21 protein-coding genes, 1 pseudogene and 1 other annotated feature are annotated in these 18497 nt (G+C 36.7%); of the genes and pseudogenes, 10 read left to right on the forward strand and 12 right to left on the reverse strand.

Features of this window, described 5'->3' with window-relative positions; translation table 11 throughout:
- Positions 1 to 78 precede the first annotated feature (78 nt).
- A complete protein-coding gene (locus BAQ49_RS30465) occupies positions 79 to 1023 on the forward strand; it encodes a DMT family transporter (protein WP_071748329.1) in 945 nt (314 codons plus the stop codon).
- A gap of 11 nt (positions 1024 to 1034) precedes the next feature.
- Here BAQ49_RS30465 and refZ read toward each other — a convergent pair whose 3' ends face one another.
- Entirely contained in the window at positions 1035 to 1673 is a 639-nt protein-coding gene (refZ, locus tag BAQ49_RS30470) for a forespore capture DNA-binding protein RefZ (protein ID WP_071748330.1), read from the reverse strand.
- Positions 1674 to 1820: 147 nt separating this feature from the next.
- On the opposite strand from refZ, the gene BAQ49_RS30475 reads away from it, so the two are divergent.
- The gene (locus tag BAQ49_RS30475) at positions 1821 to 2300 is read left to right on the forward strand and encodes a free L-methionine (R)-S-oxide reductase MsrC (RefSeq protein WP_071748331.1); all 480 of its coding nucleotides are present in this window, start codon (positions 1821 to 1823) and stop codon (positions 2298 to 2300) included.
- A gap of 63 nt (positions 2301 to 2363) precedes the next feature.
- On the opposite strand, the gene megL is transcribed toward BAQ49_RS30475, so the two are convergent.
- A complete protein-coding gene (gene megL / locus BAQ49_RS30480) occupies positions 2364 to 3539 on the reverse strand; it encodes a methionine gamma-lyase (protein WP_071748332.1) in 1176 nt (391 codons plus the stop codon).
- A gap of 397 nt (positions 3540 to 3936) precedes the next feature.
- Here megL and rpsD point away from each other — a divergent pair, with 397 nt between their 5' ends.
- Together rpsD and BAQ49_RS30490 are read left to right on the forward strand one after the other, a co-directional pair.
- A complete protein-coding gene (gene rpsD / locus BAQ49_RS30485; protein WP_000135322.1) occupies positions 3937 to 4539 on the forward strand; it encodes a 30S ribosomal protein S4 in 603 nt (200 codons plus the stop codon).
- A 243-nt stretch (positions 4540 to 4782) separates the two neighbouring features.
- Positions 4783 to 5931 (forward strand): type I restriction endonuclease, encoded by a 1149-nt coding sequence (locus BAQ49_RS30490; protein ID WP_071748333.1) that lies wholly within the window; start codon positions 4783 to 4785, stop codon positions 5929 to 5931.
- Between the two features lie 86 nt (positions 5932 to 6017).
- On the opposite strand, the gene BAQ49_RS30495 is transcribed toward BAQ49_RS30490, so the two are convergent.
- On the reverse strand, positions 6018 to 6146 hold the full coding sequence (locus BAQ49_RS30495; protein ID WP_002112286.1) for a hypothetical protein: 129 nt from the start codon (positions 6144 to 6146) through the stop codon (positions 6018 to 6020).
- Positions 6147 to 6209: 63 nt separating this feature from the next.
- Here BAQ49_RS30495 and BAQ49_RS30500 point away from each other — a divergent pair, with 63 nt between their 5' ends.
- Entirely contained in the window at positions 6210 to 6599 is a 390-nt protein-coding gene (locus tag BAQ49_RS30500; protein WP_084667627.1) for a YjdJ family protein, read from the forward strand.
- 78 nt (positions 6600 to 6677) lie between these two features.
- On the opposite strand, the gene tyrS is transcribed toward BAQ49_RS30500, so the two are convergent.
- The 6 genes from tyrS to acsA all read right to left on the reverse strand — a co-directional run bounded on the left by tyrS (position 6678) and on the right by acsA (position 11951).
- Complete coding sequence (gene tyrS, locus BAQ49_RS30505) at positions 6678 to 7934, reverse strand: tyrosine--tRNA ligase (RefSeq protein ID WP_000512075.1); 1257 nt, start codon at positions 7932 to 7934, stop codon at positions 6678 to 6680.
- Positions 7935 to 8004: 70 nt separating this feature from the next.
- Positions 8005 to 8234, reverse strand: a binding site (T-box leader).
- 77 nt (positions 8235 to 8311) lie between these two features.
- On the reverse strand, positions 8312 to 8557 hold the full coding sequence (locus BAQ49_RS30510) for a hypothetical protein (protein ID WP_071748335.1): 246 nt from the start codon (positions 8555 to 8557) through the stop codon (positions 8312 to 8314).
- The gene (locus BAQ49_RS30515) at positions 8538 to 9083 is read right to left on the reverse strand and encodes an RNA polymerase sigma factor (protein WP_071748336.1); all 546 of its coding nucleotides are present in this window, start codon (positions 9081 to 9083) and stop codon (positions 8538 to 8540) included. Before BAQ49_RS30515 ends, BAQ49_RS30510 begins: the two co-directional genes overlap by 20 nt.
- A complete protein-coding gene (locus BAQ49_RS30520) occupies positions 9064 to 9519 on the reverse strand; it encodes a hypothetical protein (RefSeq protein ID WP_071748337.1) in 456 nt (151 codons plus the stop codon). Before BAQ49_RS30520 ends, BAQ49_RS30515 begins: the two co-directional genes overlap by 20 nt.
- 66 nt (positions 9520 to 9585) lie before the next feature.
- Entirely contained in the window at positions 9586 to 10143 is a 558-nt protein-coding gene (locus BAQ49_RS30525) for a maltose acetyltransferase domain-containing protein (protein WP_071748338.1), read from the reverse strand.
- Between the two features lie 89 nt (positions 10144 to 10232).
- A complete protein-coding gene (gene acsA / locus BAQ49_RS30530) occupies positions 10233 to 11951 on the reverse strand; it encodes an acetate--CoA ligase (protein WP_071748339.1) in 1719 nt (572 codons plus the stop codon).
- A 176-nt stretch (positions 11952 to 12127) separates the two neighbouring features.
- On the opposite strand from acsA, the gene acuA reads away from it, so the two are divergent.
- The 4 genes and pseudogenes from acuA to BAQ49_RS31930 all read left to right on the forward strand — a co-directional run.
- Positions 12128 to 12760, forward strand: a complete 633-nt coding sequence (gene acuA, locus BAQ49_RS30535) for an acetoin utilization protein acetyltransferase AcuA (protein WP_002112293.1) — start codon at positions 12128 to 12130, stop codon at positions 12758 to 12760.
- Positions 12761 to 12777: 17 nt separating this feature from the next.
- Entirely contained in the window at positions 12778 to 13422 is a 645-nt protein-coding gene (locus BAQ49_RS30540) for an acetoin utilization AcuB family protein (protein WP_071748340.1), read from the forward strand.
- Positions 13419 to 14585 (forward strand): acetoin utilization protein AcuC, encoded by a 1167-nt coding sequence (gene acuC, locus BAQ49_RS30545; RefSeq protein WP_071748341.1) that lies wholly within the window; start codon positions 13419 to 13421, stop codon positions 14583 to 14585. The genes BAQ49_RS30540 and acuC overlap by 4 nt, the downstream gene beginning before the upstream one ends.
- Positions 14586 to 14758: 173 nt before the next feature.
- A pseudogene (locus tag BAQ49_RS31930) lies at positions 14759 to 14902 on the forward strand (alpha/beta fold hydrolase); the annotation flags it as partial.
- Between the two features lie 69 nt (positions 14903 to 14971).
- Here BAQ49_RS31930 and BAQ49_RS30550 read toward each other — a convergent pair.
- From BAQ49_RS30550 to BAQ49_RS30560, 3 genes are all read right to left on the reverse strand, one after another.
- A complete protein-coding gene (locus tag BAQ49_RS30550) occupies positions 14972 to 15259 on the reverse strand; it encodes a hypothetical protein (RefSeq protein ID WP_071748342.1) in 288 nt (95 codons plus the stop codon).
- 126 nt (positions 15260 to 15385) lie between these two features.
- Positions 15386 to 16075 carry a response regulator transcription factor gene (locus BAQ49_RS30555; protein ID WP_071748343.1) on the reverse strand — a complete coding sequence of 230 codons (690 nt, stop codon included), beginning with the start codon at positions 16073 to 16075 and terminating at the stop codon, positions 15386 to 15388.
- Between the two features lies 1 nt (position 16076).
- On the reverse strand, positions 16077 to 17531 hold the full coding sequence (locus BAQ49_RS30560) for a sensor histidine kinase (protein WP_071748344.1): 1455 nt from the start codon (positions 17529 to 17531) through the stop codon (positions 16077 to 16079).
- 233 nt (positions 17532 to 17764) lie between these two features.
- Between BAQ49_RS30560 and BAQ49_RS30565 the strand changes: the two genes are divergently transcribed.
- Entirely contained in the window at positions 17765 to 18445 is a 681-nt protein-coding gene (locus BAQ49_RS30565) for an ankyrin repeat domain-containing protein (protein WP_071748345.1), read from the forward strand.
- The last annotated feature ends 52 nt before the right edge of the window (positions 18446 to 18497 follow it).

An 18497-nucleotide genomic window follows, 5' to 3' on the forward strand; every position in this document is an offset into this window, starting at 1 on the left:
ATTTCCTCTTAGAAGAAATCAATCTTTATACTTATTTCATCAACTTACTATAACGAAATGTAAAGGAGAATGATACTCTTGGACAAAAAACAAATGCTACTCGGATCCCTTCTATGCTTACTTGCTGTAACAGCTTGGGGATTTATGTTTCCTGTAATGGCAAATGCCTTGCAATTTATCGACCCATTCTTCTTCACAACTATCCGATACGGATCAGCAGCTATCATTTTTCTTATTTTGCTATTAATCACTGAGGGGAAAAATTCTCTCCGCTTAGAAAAACGAACACTTTCGTTATTCTTTTACGGAACAGTCGGTTTCGCTGGGTATGGCTTTCTAATTTTTTATGGTCAACAGCTTGCCGGACCTTCTGGAGCCATCCATGCCGCGATGATTCAGTCTCTTATGCCACTCATCGCTTTATTATTGCAGTGGATAACAAAAAACAAACGCCCACAAAATTACACATTTCTTTGTATGTTCGTTGCATTACTCGGTGTTATGCTTGTCATTTCAAAAGGAAATATTCATTTATTATTTGGAGTAGCAAGCCACTTATCAACAAATATATTTATGTTATGCGGCGTTACTTGCTGGGTAATTTACACGAACGGTGGTGCTCGTTTTCAATCTTGGTCACCACTCAGGTATACGACGTTAACTTGTTTATTCGGCTCAATTTCACTCATCATTATTGTCACTTTCTTAACTTACACAAACGTAATTACTGTACCGTCACTACGTACAATTATGAGTGTTCGTTTTGAACTCTTTTATATGTCGATTATCGCCGGCGTTATCGCTGTATTTTGCTGGAACACGGGAAATCGATATATTTCATCTATTAACGGCATATTATTTATGAATTTAGTTCCTGTACTTGCACTTATCGGTTCCACCTTTCGAGGTTATACAGTCGACAAAATTGAAATTGCCGGCGCCTCATTAACAATTATTGCGCTATTATGCAACAATTTATGGCAAAGAAAACAAGACATAAAAATCCCCACCTCAGTTCGTTAGGTGGGGATTCTTCACATATGAACAGCTCTTGGCCATTCATAGTACATATTCGCTTTATATAATGTTTGTTCCATCCATTGTTCAATTTCTTTCGTGTACATTTCTAGAAAAAATGTCTCGGACGGAAAAGAATGCAACACTTCTGATATATATTGCGGATATAAAAACGGCATATTTATCATGCCTTTTAATTGCGTCATAAACATTGTAAAAGATACCTTTTTAAACTCTTGTTTCATTTGTCCCTGTTTAATGATTTGCTCTATATAATATCTTTCTCTAGAAAAATAAACGGTCATCACTTCACGAATTAACGTCGTATCAAGCGAAAGCTCTCTATAAAAAAAACGTGTCAGTTCTCTATTATCAAATTGATATCGTAAAATCCCGCGCACCATTTGCACCATCACATCTTTAGCCGATAAATATTCTCTCTGTTCAAATGACGTTTCAATTACATGAATATATCCTTCTAAAAAATCAGTAATCAGCTGTTCTAATAACCCTTGCTTTCCAGCAAAATAATATGAAATATTCGCTACATTCACATCCGCTCGCTTTGCAATGTCTCGCACCGATGTCCCGTCATAACCTTTCGTATTAAACAACGATATTGCCGCATCAATTACTTTTTGTTTCGTCTGCTTCATGCGCTCACTTCCTCTCACTGAACAGCTATAGTTTAAATTTCTTGACTTTTAAGACAAATTCCTTTAATTTTCTATCGACAAAGTCATGTGAAATACATCGTATTTTGCTATCATTTTACATATCTCGCTAAAAAGGGAGTTGTTTCCATGTTTACAAAAGAAAGTTATGCAGGATCTCGTGAAGAGCAATATGAGACAGTAATTAAACAACTGGATGCATTATTAACTGGCGAACCAAACGTAGTCGCAAACTTATCAAATGCGTCCGCACTATTAAACCAATTTTTAGATCGCGTTAATTGGGTTGGCTTTTATGTAACAGAAGGAACTCAGCTTGTTCTTGGACCATTCCAAGGAATGCCTGCTTGCGTACGTATTCCTTTCGGACGAGGCGTTTGCGGCGCAGCAGTTGAAACGAAAACAACGCAGCTTGTAGCGGACGTTCACCAATTCCCAGGACATATCGCTTGCGACAGTGCTTCGAATTCAGAAATCGTCTTACCGATTCTGAAAGAAGGAACTGTCATCGGTGTACTTGATATCGATAGTCCTGAAAAAAATCGTTTTGACGAAGTAGATCAGCACTATTTAGAAAAGTTTGTGGAAACACTCCTAAAACATATTTAAAAAAAGAAAAGAGCGAGTTGTCGATTTAGTACGTCATGTACGAAACCGATAACTCACTCTTTTTTATTGATTAACCGTAGATATTTTCTTTAACGCTTGCTCTAAATCAGAAACGATATCCTCCCACGATTCTAAACCGACAGATAAGCGTATTAAATTATCATAAATGCCCATTTCTTGTCTTAACTCAGCTGGAATCGCAGCGTGCGTCATCGTCGCTGGATGCTGAATTAACGTTTCTGTATCTCCTAAACTTACCGCAATTGTAATAAAGTGAAGGTCATTGATAAACGCTTGCGTCTCTTCTTTCCCACCTTTTACCGAAAAAGAAATCACACCGCCGCCCCGTTTCATTTGGCGAGATGCTAGTTCCCCTTCTGGATACCAAACACCTTCTACCGCATCATGATTTTTTAGGAACGATACAATTTTTTCTGCATTATCACAATGGCGGTCCATTCTTACCGCTAACGTCTTTAATCCGCGTAACAATAACCATGCATCAAATGGCGCCATAATACCGCCGATATCTTTTCGCATCGGGCGAATTTTTTCTGCTAACGCTTTCGTTTTACAAATTGTTACACCCGCTACAACATCACCGTGACCACCAATATACTTTGTCGCACTATGCACAACCGCGTCACAGCCGAGTTCAAGCGGTCTTTGTAAATAAGGTGAACAAAACGTATTATCAACAATGACAAGTAAGTCATTTCGCTTCGCTACCCCGATCACCTTTTCTAAATCAATTAATTTCATCGTTGGATTAATTGGTGTTTCAACGAAAATGAGCTTTGTATTTGGGCGGATTTTATTTTCAATATCAGCCTCTGTTTCCATATCACAAAACGAATGCGTAATCATAAATTTCTCTTCTAACACTTCTAAAAAACCGTACGTACATCCATATAATCCATTTGAACAAATAATATGATCTCCAGCCTTTAGAAAACCGATTAACGTTGCTGAAATGGCTGCCATACCTGAACCGAACGCCAGCGCTTCCTCTCCACCTTCTAAAACAGCCATACGTTCTTCAAATAACTTCACAGTTGGATTCCCAAGCCTTGAATAAATATAAGATGGATCTTCTCCCGCAAAACTCGCTTCTCCTTGCTGTGCTGTCTCAAACGTAAATGTAGAAGTTTGAAATAAAGGTGGTGTTAAACTCCCTTTATTCTCATTTGATTCATAACCATGATGAATTAGCGCTGTCTCTATATGTTTCTTTTTCATAAAAACATCCCCTTTATGTTTTTATTGCCGTATATTCATCAATAAAAATTTGATGAACGTTTTACTTCATTTTATGTAAGCGTTTCATTTCTGTTTCTATCTCTTCTTTTATATTGTTTTAAATTCCTTCTTGTTAATTTCCAAAATTTATATGCATAAAACAAAAAGGGAGTCGCTTGACGAAACTCTGGGTAAAAGATATAATAGCGTTTGTGTAAAATAAAAAGGCAGCCTTGTAATGTGAGTTTATCGTTTGTATTTTGTTCCTCTACGGAGGTGTATCTCGTAACTCCCTGCTGCTGGAGCGAAGGTACATGAAAACAAAATGCCCGTAAATATCGATTACGTCTGTTTTTATTTTACGTAAATAAAAACATTTTTAAAGGAGGAGTCAACTATGGCTCGTTATACAGGTCCAGCTTGGAAACTGTCTCGTCGTCTTGGAATCTCTCTAAGCGGCACAGGAAAAGAATTAGAAAAACGCCCTTACGCACCAGGTCCTCACGGTCCTAACCAACGTAAGAAACTTTCAGAATACGGTTTACAATTACAAGAGAAACAAAAACTTCGTCACATGTACGGCATGACTGAGCGTCAATTCCGTCGCACATTTGACCAAGCAGGTAAAATGCCTGGTAAGCACGGCGAAAACTTCATGATCCTTCTTGAAGCTCGTCTTGACAACTTAGTTTACCGTATGGGCTTAGCTCGCACTCGTCGTGCAGCTCGCCAATTAGTAAACCACGGTCACATCACAGTTGATGGATCTCGCGTAGATATCCCATCTTACCGTGTAAAACCTGGTCAAACTATCAGCGTTCGCGAAAAATCTAACAGCCTTGTTGTTGTTAAAGAAGCGATCGAAGTTAACAACTTCGTACCAGAATACTTAACTTTCGATGCTGATAAGTTAGAAGCTACTTACACTCGTCACGCTGAGCGTTCTGAGTTAGCAGCTGAAATCAACGAAGCATTAATCGTAGAGTTCTACTCTCGTTAATGACAAAAAGCCAATCCTGTGGATTGGCTTTTTTCAATTCTCACCATATTTTTTTATACCCCACGTAACACAAAAATCCCAATACTCTATACTCCCATCTAAAACAAATATTTTTTATTTAATCAAATTCAAACAAAAAGAATAACCTTCCTATTTTCATACAGAACTTCTGTTATATTATGAATTTTCACAGAATAACAATGATATTAAGAATTTTAAACTTTATAACAAGGAGACGTTGCTATGGAATTCAGAAATGACATAAATAAAATAGCTAACCAAATTTTAGAACGAAAAGAGTACATAACTAATGAAGAAATGACCAAGCAATCATTAATTATTCCTTTTCTTCAAAAGCTAGGTTATGACGTTTTCAACCCTTTAGAAGTTAGACCTGAGTATATTGCAGACTTTGGAACTAAAAAGGGAGAAAAAGTCGATTATGCGGTTTTCAAAAATGGAGTTCCAATTATTTTAATTGAGGCAAAATCTGTAACAGAAAATCTCCTTAAACACGATGCGCAACTATCTAGGTATTTCAATGCCTTACCCGATGTCAAAGTAGGGGTACTAACTAATGGTGTAGAATACAAGTTTTATACTGATTTAACAAATGACAATGTGATGGATGAAAAACCTTTCTTCACATTCAGTATGAATAATTTAACCAATGTAGATATTGAAACGATTGAAACTTTTACAAAAGAAAATTTTGAAGCTGAAGGAATTGTAAAATATGCCGAAGAGCTTATTTATATGACCAATTTAAACTCTACAATTAAAGAATTATTTAAAAATCCTTCAGATGACTTCCTTCGTTTTCTAATTAAAGACTTTAGCTCAACTAGAATTACAAATAACGTTTTAGAGCGATTCCGACCAATTGTTAAAAAAGCAATTAATCGAACACTATTAGAAATAATCAGTGATGGTTTAACACCAAAAGAAACAAAAACATCGGAGAAAATAGAAACAAGCCTAGTTGCAGCCGCTTCTGCCGAAATAATTGAAGATATAAGCAAAGAAGACAAAACAGATAGAGTTTTCACTACCGAGGATGAATTGACTGCCTTTAACATTGTTAAAGGCATATTAACTGAAAATCAAAGAGACATTAGCGATCTTAAATATAAAGATACCATTAGTTATTTTTGCATCATGAATCGTGTAATCACAAAATGGTTTATACGTCTCTTCCTTGATGGAGATGCAAAATCCTTAGTTGTAAGACTAGATTTAGAAGCTACTAAACAGCTATGTCCTAATTTCGTTGTTGAGCAAGCCCCAAAATCACAGGGAGTAAGTAGAATTTTCATTGATAATATTAATGATTTAAAAGATTTGGAACCACTTATTATTTCATGCTATGATCAAATTTTAGCTAATGTTTAAAAGAGGGATTTCCCCTCTTTTTCCAACGCAATGAAAAAAAGCCAATCCTCTAGATTGGCTTTTTTTCATTTATATATAAAATAAAATTATTTATTTTCCTCTTTTTGAACATATACATAAGCATCTTTCTGCTCTTTATGTATATCAACCTTCGTGTTCTCTGCAAGCTGACCCGCATTTAGCAAAGAAAAAATAATGAGCGCTTCTAGTGACATTTTGTTTTACCACTCCTTTCTATTTGTTATACGTTTATCATACCGCTTACATGTGATTTCCGTATGAACTCGAAAAGGAGATTACAACAAAAAGGTTACAGGAATACGAATGCACGCTATAATAACCATAAAATAGGAGGTGAATTCATTTTGACAATAAACCAAATGGTTCAACTCGGAAGTTCATTTATGCTGTTTATTACTTCAGCACTTATGAGTTGGTATCAGGAGAGTAATTTAATCGATTATCCTGATGAATGGAAATATAGCGCTAAGTTTACAAATTACTTTAAAGGCACCGTTTCAAATTACCAAGATATTTATCAAATCGATTTCTTTATATATGCGGCAAAATTTTATCCGGCGGCATTTGTCGTTATGTTAATTAGCTTACTTTATATGCTCGTATTAATTCTTCATATTCTATTTAAAAGAACTCATGAGGCAATATGAAACCGTACATAAAAACCCCGAATCATAGACTTTTCAGCCTACAATTCGGGGTACTATTTGTTTTACATTCGTTTCTGATTAGTAACGAATTAAGAAATATTTCTTTTTACCGCGGCGAATGATTGTGAATTTGCCTTCGATGCGGTCGTTTTCTGTTACAACGTAGTCTAATGCTTGTGTACGCTCACCGTTTACGTAGATTGCACCGTTCGTCACATCTTCACGTGCTTGACGTTTTGATGGAGAGATTTTGCTTTCTACAAGTAAGTCGATTAATACTGTATCTTCTGCAGTACGTTCTACAGATGGTACGTCTTTAAAGCCTTGTTCGATTTCGCTTGCAGTCAGTTCTGCTACAGAACCGCTGAATAGTGCAGCTGAAATTTTAATCGCTTGCTCTAATGCTTCTTCGCCGTGAACAAGTTTTGTCATTTCAGAACCTAATGCTTTTTGTGCTGCACGTTTTTCTGGTGCTTCAGCTACTTGCTTTTCAAGCTCAAGAATTTCTTCATGAGATAAGAATGTGAAGTATTTTAAGTATTTAACAACGTCACGGTCATCTGTGTTAATCCAGAATTGGTAGAACTCGTAAGGAGTTGTTTTCTCTGGGTCTAACCAAATTGCGCCGCCTTCTGTTTTACCAAACTTCGTACCGTCAGATTTTGTAACAAGTGGAATTGTTAAACCGAATGCTTTCGCATCTTCTTCTGATTTACGGATTAATTCAAGACCAGCTGTAATGTTACCCCATTGGTCACTACCACCGATTTGTAGGCGGCAATTATGGTTTTGGTATAAGTTTAAGAAGTCGTATGATTGTAAAATCATATAACTAAACTCAGTGAATGAAATACCAGTATCTAAACGAGATGCTACTGTATCTTTTGCTAACATATAGTTTAAACCGAAGTTTTTACCGATATCGCGTAAGAATGAAATTACATCTAAGTTACCAAGCCAATCATAGTTGTTAGCCATTGTTGCTGGGTTGTCCACGTTTTCGAACTCTAAGAAGTTTGAAAGTTGGTTTTTAATGCTTTCTGTGTAGTAAGCAACTGTATCTTTCGTATTTAATGTACGCTCTGCTTTTTTACCACTTGGATCACCGATCATACCAGTACCTCCGCCAACAAGTGCGATTGGTTGGTGACCAGCTAATTGGAAGCGACGTAACATTAATACTGGTAACATATGACCGATGTGTAAGCTATCCGCTGTCGGGTCGAAACCACAGTATAATTTAACGCTTTCTTTTTCTAATAATTGCTCAAGTCCCTCAGCATCTGTTTGCTGATTAATTAGACCGCGAAATTCAAGATCTTGTAAAATACCCATATCCTACATACTCTCCTTTAAGTTCATTACTGGCGTGAAGGTTGAAAACATAAAAAAATCGCCCCTTCAAATAAGGGACGATTTTGATTATCGCGTTACCACCCTAGTTGCAGGCAAAAAAAAGCCTACCACCTTATTTACATAACGGCTTAGCACCGTCTTTTCCCTTTTGAATACAATTCAATCGAAAAAAGATGCTCTAGGGGCGTAATTCGCGATCATCTATGTGCTGATTTTCACCGGCCATCAGCTCTCTAAAACAGGGAAATGATCACTACTTCTCCCTTTCCACGCTCAATTATTCATATACTTTTCTTTATACCATCATTTATATAGGCGTGTCAAATAGAGGTCGGGTTTCTCTCCTTATCAATCCTTTACAACGCCGCAAAGAGTATCGTAATAAGAGAAAGAATTGGAACACCAACTAATATCGAAACATGAAAAACCATCGATAGATTATTCCCAATTGTTGCCTCCACAGGATCTTTCGCTGGAGAAGCAAGAAATCCGATTAATCGATCGAAGCGACTTACCGTTTTTGGAAAGTCCGGTATTTCTACATGGTCACTATCTAAATGCTGATTTAACTTATATTCACTCTTAAAGGGATTTTCGCTCAATTTCATCCACCTCCAGCAATTGTTTCAATTTCTTTATCCCGTTATGGAGTCTCGATTTCACTGTTCCAATCGGAATGTTTAATATCTCTGCTATCTCTTTTTGCTGCATATCATGATAATAAGAAAGAATAAGGACAGCCCGCTGTTCTTCAGGAACTTTCAAAATTGCCTCTCTTACTGTGAGCCGATCTTCGTGAGAAAATTCTTTTTCCTGAATCGGTGCTAAAAATGGCAAAAGCGTACGCCACTTTTTTCTTCTATTTAATTTATTAATCATGAGGCGATAACCAATTTGAAATAAATACGTTTTTATTTTGCCTTTTTCAGGTTCATACATATGTTTCTTACGTTCTAACGTCAAAAACGTATCTTGCACCAGGTCGATACTTAATTGTTCATCTCGGTTAAATCGATACAAAAATGTATATAGCGCTGGTTTGATTAAAACATATAGTTTTTCCCCAGCCTGCTTATCTCCCTTTTGGTACGCAAGCATGAGCTCCTCCTCAATCCCAATCTGCGCCATGATTTTTGATCTCCTTTATTCCTTTTAACGTTAACGAAATGCGGGAAATTAAATATACACTTGCGACAATAATCCACGCTTGTGATTGAAGCGTAAAAAATTGAACATATGAGTTTTGTATTGTATGACCACTTAACACTAAAATATTTAATGCTTGCACACATATGCATGCATACACTGCAAGACAAGCCGAAATCGTATCAAATACATTCCAGCGAAAATACACTTTTGTTTTTGTAAAATCAATTTTATATCCTTTTTTTCGTACTATATGTTTTCTATCAAACGGAATAATGATTGAAAACATAACAATCATTATGACTCCAACTGTAATCATTGAAACTTTAAATCCAATTGGTATTGGTAATAACAGACCACAAGAAAATACGACGATAATTCCGATTAAAGCAAAAGTAAGAAGTAACTTATTAGACATATAAAAGCCTCCCTCATCTATTCTTTCATAAATGTATACAGACGAGGAAGGCAATGCGTTCAAATATTATTTTATTTTTTTTATAATTTTTGCAGGATTCCCGCCAACTACTACATTATCAGGCACATCTTTCGTTACAACGGATCCAGATGCGATAACTGCATTGTCTCCAATTGTTACACCTGGATTAATGATAGCTCTTCCGCCAATCCATACGTTATCGCCAATTGTAACGGGTTTTCCGTATTCAGATCCACTTATGCGTTCTACTGGATCAAGCGGGTGCGTTGCCGTATAAATATGAACTCCTGGAGCTAACATACAGTTTACTCCGATTGTAACTGGGCATACGTCTAAAATGGTGCAGTCAAAGTTCGCATAAAAATTTTCACCGACATGAATGTTATAGCCATAATCGCATCTAAAAGAAGATTCAATATGAATGTTATCTCCAGTCGTTCCGAATAATTCTTTTACGATTGCACTACGTTCTTCTAATTTTACTTCTGATGTTTCATTTAACTTTCTTGTTAATATACGAGCTTGCTCCCTCTCTTGTACTAAAACTGGATCAGCAGGTATGTACATTTCCCCTTGTATCATCTTTTCTTTTTCTGTTCTCATTTCCTTCTCCCCTTCCAACACGTATATATAAGTTCATCATAACATAAAAAAGAAAGGTCTGAACGTTGTTTCGTTCAGACCTTTCTCTCTTAATCTTCCATCGTTGATAAGTCACCAGTTGGTAAATTCAGCTCCCACGCTTTTAATACGCGGCGCATAATTTTACCACTTCTCGTTTTCGGTAATTTATCTCTAAATTCAATTTGTCTTGGCGCTGCATGAGCTGCTAGGCCTTTTTTTACAAATTGACGAATCTCTTCTTTTAATTCATCAGATGGCTCGTATCCCGCACGAAGCGCGATAAATGCTTTAATAATTTCACCACGTACTGGATCTGGAATACCGATTACACCAGCTTCTGCAACAGCAGCATGCTCGATTAATTTACTTTCTACTTCAAACGGACCAACACGCTCACCTGACGTCATAATTACATCGTCAATACGTCCTTGGAACCAGAAGTATCCATCTTCATCCATATAAGCTGAATCACCTGATACGTACCAATCTCCCGGCATAAAGTAAGATTCATATTTTTGCTGGTTATTCCAGATTCCACGCATCATAGCTGGCCAACCTTTACCAATTGCTAAGTTCCCCATTGTGTATGGAGGTACTTCATTTCCTTCATTATCAACAATCGCTGCTTTCACACCTGGAATTGGTTTACCCATTGAACCTGGACGGATTTCCATACAAGGGTAGTTACAAATAACTTGTCCACCTGTTTCTGTCATCCACCACGTATCATGAATACGAAGTCCAAATGCGTTCATACCCCAGCGAATTACTTCGGGATTTAACGGCTCACCAACGCTTAATACGTGGCGCACTTGTGATAAATCATATTTTTTAATTGCGTCTTGTCCAGCTCCCATTAACATACGGAACGCTGTTGGTGCGCTATACCAAACTGTTACACCGTAATCTTGCAGTGCTTCATACCACGCTTCTGGACTAAATCTCCCGCCTAAAATAACATTTGATGCCCCTACTAACCACGGTGCGAAAATACCGTAAGCTGTTCCAGTTACCCAGCCTGGGTCAGCTGTACACCAATATACATCATCTTCTTTTAAGTCCAGTATCCACTTCGCAGTTTGATAGTGCTGAACCATTGCGTTTTGTGCATGAAGGACGCCTTTTGGCTTACCAGTAGAGCCAGATGTGTAATGAAGGATTAAACCGTCTTCACGGCCTAACCATTCGATATGTAATTCTTTTGAAGCTTGTTCAAATAAAGGATTGAACGCTACAAGTTTACCGCCTTCTTCTGCATTGTCTCCAACAAGGAAGACAGTTTTTAAAGCTGGTAAATCATTTAATGGTATGCGCTCTAACAATTCAGGAGTTGTAATTAACACCTTTGCTTCGCTATCTTCTAAACGATCGCGAACTGCACCTTCCATAAATGCTTCAAATAATGGTCCAACAATTGCCCCTAATTTCACTGCACCTAAAAGTGCAAAATATAATTCTGGGGAACGTGGCATAAAAATAAAAACGCGATCGCCTTTCTCAACATCACCATAGTTTTTCAGGACATTTCCTGCTTTATTAGAAAAATCCTTCATTTCCTTAAATGTATATTTCTCTTTTCGCGATCCATCTTGATAATAAAGTGCCACTTTATTCTTTCGATCGGATTTCGCATGCTTATCAATTGCCTCATACGCCATATTCACTCGGCCTGTTTCATTCCAAGTAAAATTTTTATTAACCTCTTCCCAGTTAAAATTCGCGTATGCCTCTTCATAATTCGGCAAATTATTTTCTCCTTTAATGACAGGAAGCGTTTCCACTTTCATACTTTACATCCCCCTCCTATGTATTCTATTATCTATTATAATGATATTATTTAAAATTTTCAGTATATTTGTTGATTTTTAGACAAATTTTTAATGACAAAATTCGATTCACATCGCATATATTATAAAGTACGATATTAATAGATTCACAAACCCTCAAGGTGGTGAGCAATAAATTGATTCATAAAAAAATATATAATGCCAGAAACTTAAAAACAGCGAAAGGCACTTTAATTATTGAAGGTCCTGTCTCTACACATAATCTTGAAATGTATGAATTCCATCCAGACTTAATTGCGTTTCGTCCTGCCGAGCAGCAATATAAAGCAATTGTCGAAATTTCTAAGTTACCAGAAGCTCGTCTCATTATTGCTAGACATGACCAAACGATTGTTGGATATGTTACATACTTGTATCCTGATCCGCTCGAGCGATGGTCAGAAGGAAAGATTGAAAACTTAATTGAACTTGGGGCGATTGAAGTTGTCCCAGCCTTTCGCGGTTGCTCTGTCGGAAAAAACTTATTAGAAGTTTCAATGATGGACGATCATATGGAAGATTACATTATATTAACGACTGAATATTATTGGCACTGGGATTTAAAACAAACAGGCTTAAATGTTTGGGAATACCGAAAAGTAATGGAAAAAATGATGAATGCCGGTGGTTTACAATGGATGGCTACAGACGATCCTGAAATTTGTTCACACCCTGCTAACTGTTTAATGGTTCGCATCGGCAAACGCGTCGATACGGATTCCATTCAAGCATTCGATCGTCTACGTTTTCACAATCGTTTTATGTACTAATAAAGGGGGCAACTGGAATGATTGTAGAAGAAATTATGAATCAAAAAGTAGTGACACTACATCCAAACGATACAATTGAAACAGCAATCCGAACAATACGCACGAAAGGCATTCGGCACATTCCAATTGTCGATCAAAATAATCATGTCGTAGGCATTATTTCTGATCGGGATGTAAGAGATGCAAGTCCGTCTATTTTAGATGAACAAGTTTCACTCGATATGCTGAAGCAACCACTTGAACTTATTATGAAACATCCTGTTATGACTTGCCATCCTCTTGATTTCGTTGAGGAAATTGCTACTTTATTTTTTGAAAATAAAATTGGCTGTCTCCCTGTTACAAAGGCTGGAAAGTTAGTTGGAATCATTTCTGAATCTACAGTACTGCACACGTTAGTGAAATTAACAGGGGCACATCAACCAAGTTCACAAATTGAAATTCAAGTGAAAAATGAACCTGGTATTCTTGGAAAAGTTGTTGCTATTTTTAGTGATTTACAAATAAACATCGTGAGCGTTCTCGTCTATCCAGCAAAAGATGAGAATGATAAAGTACTCGTTTTCCGCATTCAAACGATGAATCCGCTAAAAGTGATTGATGCACTTGAAGCAGAAGGCTACCGCGTATTATGGCCGAACATCATGGGGATGCAAGCATGAGTAGCGCGTTTATTTATTCGGATGACTTTCGGGGCTATTCATTTAGCCCTGATCATCCTTTTAACCAACTGCGCGTCACACTCACGTATGATTTATTACAAAAGAGTGGTTTTATCTCTCCTTCCCAAATCATCTCACCACGGATGGCTACCGATGAAGAGATTGCCTACATTCATACAGAGGAGTACATAAATGCGGTAAAACGTGCTGGAGAAGGTAAGTTAGAAAAATCAATTGCCATGACATATGGACTCGGAACAGAAGATACACCGATGTTTCCAAATATGCACGAAGCAAGTGCATTACTCGTTGGCGGAACATTAACAGCTGTCGATGCTGTTCTTTCCGGAAAAGTAAAGCACGCCCTCAATTTAGGCGGCGGCTTACATCATGGCTTCCGCGGTAAAGCTTCTGGCTTTTGCATTTATAACGATAGTTCCATCGCAATGAAATATATTCAGAAAAAATACGGTTTACGCGTCCTATATATCGATACAGATGCTCATCACGGTGATGGTGTACAGTGGTCTTTTTACGACGATCCTAACGTATGCACCATTTCATTACATGAAACTGGGCGTTATTTATTCCCTGGAACTGGCGCTGTAAATGAACGCGGACAAGGTAATGGCTATAGTTATTCTTTTAACGTTCCACTCGATGCTTTTACAGAAGACGAATCGTTTTTAGAGTCATATCGAACTGTCGTAAAAGAAGTTGCAGCATACTTTAAACCGGATATTATTTTAACGCAAAATGGCGCTGACGCACATTATTATGATCCACTTACACACCTTTGCGCGACGATGAATATTTACCGTGAAATACCGAAGCTCGCTCGCGAAATCGCCAATGAATATTGCGACGGTCGCTGGATCGCTGTCGGCGGCGGCGGCTATGACCACTGGCGCGTCGTCCCAAGAGCTTGGGCACTTATTTGGCTCGAAATGAACAACATCCAAAACATCTCAGGTTATCTCCCTCCAGAATGGATTGACGCTTGGAAAGGACAAGCCGAAACAGAACTTCCCCTCACATGGGAAGACCCAGACAACATGTATAAACCTATCCCCCGTAAACCAGAAATTGAAGAAAAGAACGCATTAACTGTAGCGAAATCCCTTGAAATTATTCGGAATAATATGACAAAATCTTTGTACTAAACAAAAAGGAGGCTCGTTTTTGAACAGCCTCCTTTTATTTATTGTCGGTTTCTGTCGGTAAGTCGATATATTTTAATAATCGCCGATATATTTTGATAATCGCTGATATATTTCAAGATTCGCCGATATATTCTAATAATCGCTGATATATTTTTATGTACTAATGGACTGGCCCAATTCAATATTCTATCGAGATGCATGAGGGTATACGTAATTCTATTTTTGTAACATTTGAAGAGAGTAACCATTATCCCTTTTTGGAAGAAGCTGCTCAATTTATTTCTACTACTCAGAAACTTTATAAATCGTTACACTAGTACCGTTATTATTAAGGCAATCTAAACACTGATAAAAAGCTCACAGCCTCTATAAGACTATGAGCTTTTTCAAAAGAAATATTTCACACTAGTAACAACCAAAAGAAGAACAGAAAAAATCACTAAACCTAAATCAATGAATACTGACTTTTTATCTCCTTCTTTTAAACTGATCGTAAAACTAGAAATCATTTTAATTATCCAAAAGACCATCATAAATAACCCACCGTAATGATCATTTGTATTATCTTTATCGTAAAACATTTGTATTGCACCTACTAGTAATAAAACAAGTATGACATTAGTTCCAATCCTTAAAGCCTTGTTTGATTTATTATCTTTTAATGTATCTCCCAAAATATATCACACCCTCTCATACTCTCCTATGTTTTATTTCTCTTTATATCTTAACACGAATTACCTATTTTTCCCTTTCAATTCGAATAACATACAAAAAAACCTGTCAACAATTTGACAGGTTCCCTACACATTAAAACGATAACCAGCTCCCCAAACTGTTTCAATATATTGCGGGTGAGCAGGGTCTCTTTCAATTTTTTCACGTAGCTTTCTTATATGAACAACAACCGTTGCTAAATCGCCAGCTGAGTCTAATCCCCAAATACGTTCAAATAACTGTTCTTTATTTAACACTTGGTTTGGATGCATTACAAAAAAGGTTAATAAATCAAATTCCTTCGTTGTAAACGCGATTTCTTCATTGTTTATAAAAACTTTCCTCGCTCGTTGATCGATAGAGATTCCATGTATATATAGCGTATCACGTTGCTTACTTATATTTCCTGATAATCTTTCATAACGAGAAATATGTGCTTTTACCCTTGCGACTAATTCACTTGGACTAAACGGTTTCGTTATATAATCATCCGCACCTAATCCGAGTCCGCGAATTTTATCTATATCTTCCTTCTTTGCTGAAACAAGTAAAATCGGAATATCTTTTACAGCACGTATTTGTTTACAAATTTCGAATCCATTCATCTTCGGAAGCATAATATCTAAAATAATTAAATCGTAGTCTTCTTGCAGGGCCATTTGTAAACCTACTTCTCCTGAATGCTCTACATCAACTTGAAAATCACTAATTTCTAAATAATCTCGCTGTAATTCTGCAATACTTATTTCATCTTCTACTAGTAAAATTCTCTTCATTCTACTCACCACATTCCTGTACTTTTTTCAATGAGAAGAAAATACTTGTACCTTCCCCAAGCTTACTTTCCGCCCAAATTCCTCCACCATGTTCTTCAACAATTTGCTTCGCTATCGCTAAACCAAGTCCACTTCCACCTGTGCTAGAATTTCGCGATTGCTCTGCACGATAAAACCGCTCAAATATATACGGCAGCGTATCAGTTTCTATACCTGACCCATTGTCCATTACTTTCACAATGACTTTATTGCTATCACTCGATACTGTTACAGTAATTTTCTTTTCTTCTTTATCCATGTATTTCACACTATTATGAATTAAATTTGATATCACTCTATTGATCTTTTCGCAATCAGCCGTTACATATAGTGGTGATGCATGTAATTGTAAGTTAACTTCTATACCTTCTTTACTTAAATCCATCTGCATCTCTTCTATTAATTCCTGCATAAACATATTTAATTCAACCGTTTCAAACTGAAAGGGAACTCGGTTCAAATCAAGCTTCGAAAATAAAAATAGTTCATCAATGAGTGTATCCATATGTCTTGCTTTCGTATGGATAGTCGTTAAGTACTTATCCATTTTTTCAGGTGTATTTGCTACCCCGTCCTTTATTCCTTCCACATATCCGATAATAGATGTAATTGGTGTTTTCAAGTCATGAGAGATGTTTGAAATGAGCTCTTTTCGATTTTCTTCATACTGCGTTTGTACTTCAATCGATTCTTTTAACCTCTTCCTCATTTCCTCAAACCCTTGATTTAATTGTCCTATTTCATCGTGCGATGTAACTGGCATTTGAAAATCTAAATTTCCTTCTTTAATCTTCTCAGTCGCATCTTTCAATACAAAGATTGGCTTTATTACACTTCTTGAGACGAGATAACTTAATAATCCAATAAGCAAAATGGCTAACAGTAAAAGTGATACGAACAAAATTGGAAATAATTTTTGCGTAAGATCTACAAACGAACTTTGTTTTTTTAATACAAATATACTTCCTTCTTCTTTCTGTGGAAAATAAAAATCAAATTTTACATATCGATAAAATGTATCGCCTAGTTCCGTTGTACCACGACTATTAATATTTGCTGATTCAAATTTCGGAAGAGCTTCTTTTAAAGAAACACTTTCAAATACGTTTGAAGCATATGAAAGTGTTTCTCCTTTTCTTACAACTATTTTCACACCATCTTTTTCTATTGCTGACACAAACGACTCATCTAACAATTGAGATTGATGCTGTTTGGCGGCTGACTTCAACTCAAGATAGGCATTCTCTTCTTCTGGTGTAAGCGGCTTTTGAATGTAAGAACTTTTATAGAAATTTTTCACTGCTTCCAAGTCACCTGTTATCGAAAAAACGATTAAAAATCCCGCGACTAATATAAGCGTAATAGAAACGAAAATGACAGCGATATAAGAAAATAAAAACCTTGTTTTAATAGACATCATTTATATCCTCACTTTACCCCGCTATTTGCGGGCAGTCCGATTGTTTCAACTAATAATCAGCGGGGGATGAACCCTCCCCACTGATTAAAGTTTCACTTTACCCATCCTTCATATTCATAAGCATAAAAATATATTTTCAAATACTCAAGCGATTTTATAGTAATTTTAGCGTCAGTTTATAAAAATTTAATGTTCTTATTCTACAGTTGAAATTAGGAGGTTGAAATTCCATGTTCAAAAAAACATTAAGCATGATATGTTGCGTAATTTTTTTACAAGGTTGCTCGCAAGAACAAGAAGTTAAAAAGGAGATGACAAACATGGAAACAGCACTACTAGCAGCTACTGAGAAACAGGAAACAAACACTGTTATATCATTACTCAAAAAAGGGGCTGACATAAATATAACGGACAATAAAGGACGTACCCCTCTTATGATTGCTACATACAAAAATGATGTAAAAACCGCAAAAGCGCTTATCGAATCTGGTGCTGACGTAAATATCCAAGATGATATGAAAAACAATCCCTTTCTATACGCCGGTGCAGAAGGTTATTTGGATATTTTAAAACTAACGATTGATGCCGGCGCAGATCCATCGCTTACGAATCGTTACGGCGGAACAGCTCTTATTCCCGCATCAGAACATGGCTATATTGATGTTATAAAAGAACTCCTCACTCGAACAAATATTAATGTAAACCATGTAAATAACCTCGGATGGACAGCTTTAATGGAAGCTATCGTACTAAGTAACGGAGATGAAACACAGCAACAAGTCATTCGCCTTCTAATTGAACATGGCGCTGATGTAAATATTCCAGACAACGATGGTGTTACCCCATTGCAACATGCCCGTGTTCATAACTTTGAAGAGATAGAGAAGATTTTATTAGAGGGACAGAAGTAATCCTACTTTTTGCCTTCCTCCCCCGCCCTATGCTACATTTAATCCGTTACAT

It is taken from the genome of Bacillus proteolyticus (assembly GCF_001884065.1).
Lineage (GTDB): Bacteria > Bacillota > Bacilli > Bacillales > Bacillaceae_G > Bacillus_A > Bacillus_A proteolyticus.

Excerpts from the sequence above, each read along its gene's own strand:
- megL (WP_071748332.1), bottom strand. The coding sequence starts at position 3,539 with ATGAAAAAGAAACATATAGAGACAGCGCTAATTCATCATGGTTATGAA.
- tyrS (WP_000512075.1), bottom strand. The coding sequence starts at position 7,934 with ATGGGTATTTTACAAGATCTTGAATTTCGCGGTCTAATTAATCAGCAA.
- BAQ49_RS30525 (WP_071748338.1), bottom strand. The coding sequence starts at position 10,143 with ATGAGAACAGAAAAAGAAAAGATGATACAAGGGGAAATGTACATACCT.
- refZ (WP_071748330.1), bottom strand. The coding sequence starts at position 1,673 with ATGAAGCAGACGAAACAAAAAGTAATTGATGCGGCAATATCGTTGTTT.
- BAQ49_RS30520 (WP_071748337.1), bottom strand. The coding sequence starts at position 9,519 with ATGTCTAATAAGTTACTTCTTACTTTTGCTTTAATCGGAATTATCGTC.
- rpsD (WP_000135322.1), top strand. The coding sequence starts at position 3,937 with ATGGCTCGTTATACAGGTCCAGCTTGGAAACTGTCTCGTCGTCTTGGA.
- BAQ49_RS30565 (WP_071748345.1), top strand. The coding sequence starts at position 17,765 with ATGTTCAAAAAAACATTAAGCATGATATGTTGCGTAATTTTTTTACAA.
- BAQ49_RS30515 (WP_071748336.1), bottom strand. The coding sequence starts at position 9,083 with ATGGCGCAGATTGGGATTGAGGAGGAGCTCATGCTTGCGTACCAAAAG.
- BAQ49_RS30490 (WP_071748333.1), top strand. The coding sequence starts at position 4,783 with ATGGAATTCAGAAATGACATAAATAAAATAGCTAACCAAATTTTAGAA.
- BAQ49_RS30495 (WP_002112286.1), bottom strand. The coding sequence starts at position 6,146 with ATGTCACTAGAAGCGCTCATTATTTTTTCTTTGCTAAATGCGGGTCAG.
- acuC (WP_071748341.1), top strand. The coding sequence starts at position 13,419 with ATGAGTAGCGCGTTTATTTATTCGGATGACTTTCGGGGCTATTCATTT.
- BAQ49_RS30500 (WP_084667627.1), top strand. The coding sequence starts at position 6,210 with ATGAACTCGAAAAGGAGATTACAACAAAAAGGTTACAGGAATACGAAT.
- BAQ49_RS30540 (WP_071748340.1), top strand. The coding sequence starts at position 12,778 with ATGATTGTAGAAGAAATTATGAATCAAAAAGTAGTGACACTACATCCA.
- acsA (WP_071748339.1), bottom strand. The coding sequence starts at position 11,951 with ATGAAAGTGGAAACGCTTCCTGTCATTAAAGGAGAAAATAATTTGCCG.
- BAQ49_RS30555 (WP_071748343.1), bottom strand. The coding sequence starts at position 16,075 with ATGAAGAGAATTTTACTAGTAGAAGATGAAATAAGTATTGCAGAATTA.
- BAQ49_RS30475 (WP_071748331.1), top strand. The coding sequence starts at position 1,821 with ATGTTTACAAAAGAAAGTTATGCAGGATCTCGTGAAGAGCAATATGAG.
- BAQ49_RS30560 (WP_071748344.1), bottom strand. The coding sequence starts at position 17,531 with ATGTCTATTAAAACAAGGTTTTTATTTTCTTATATCGCTGTCATTTTC.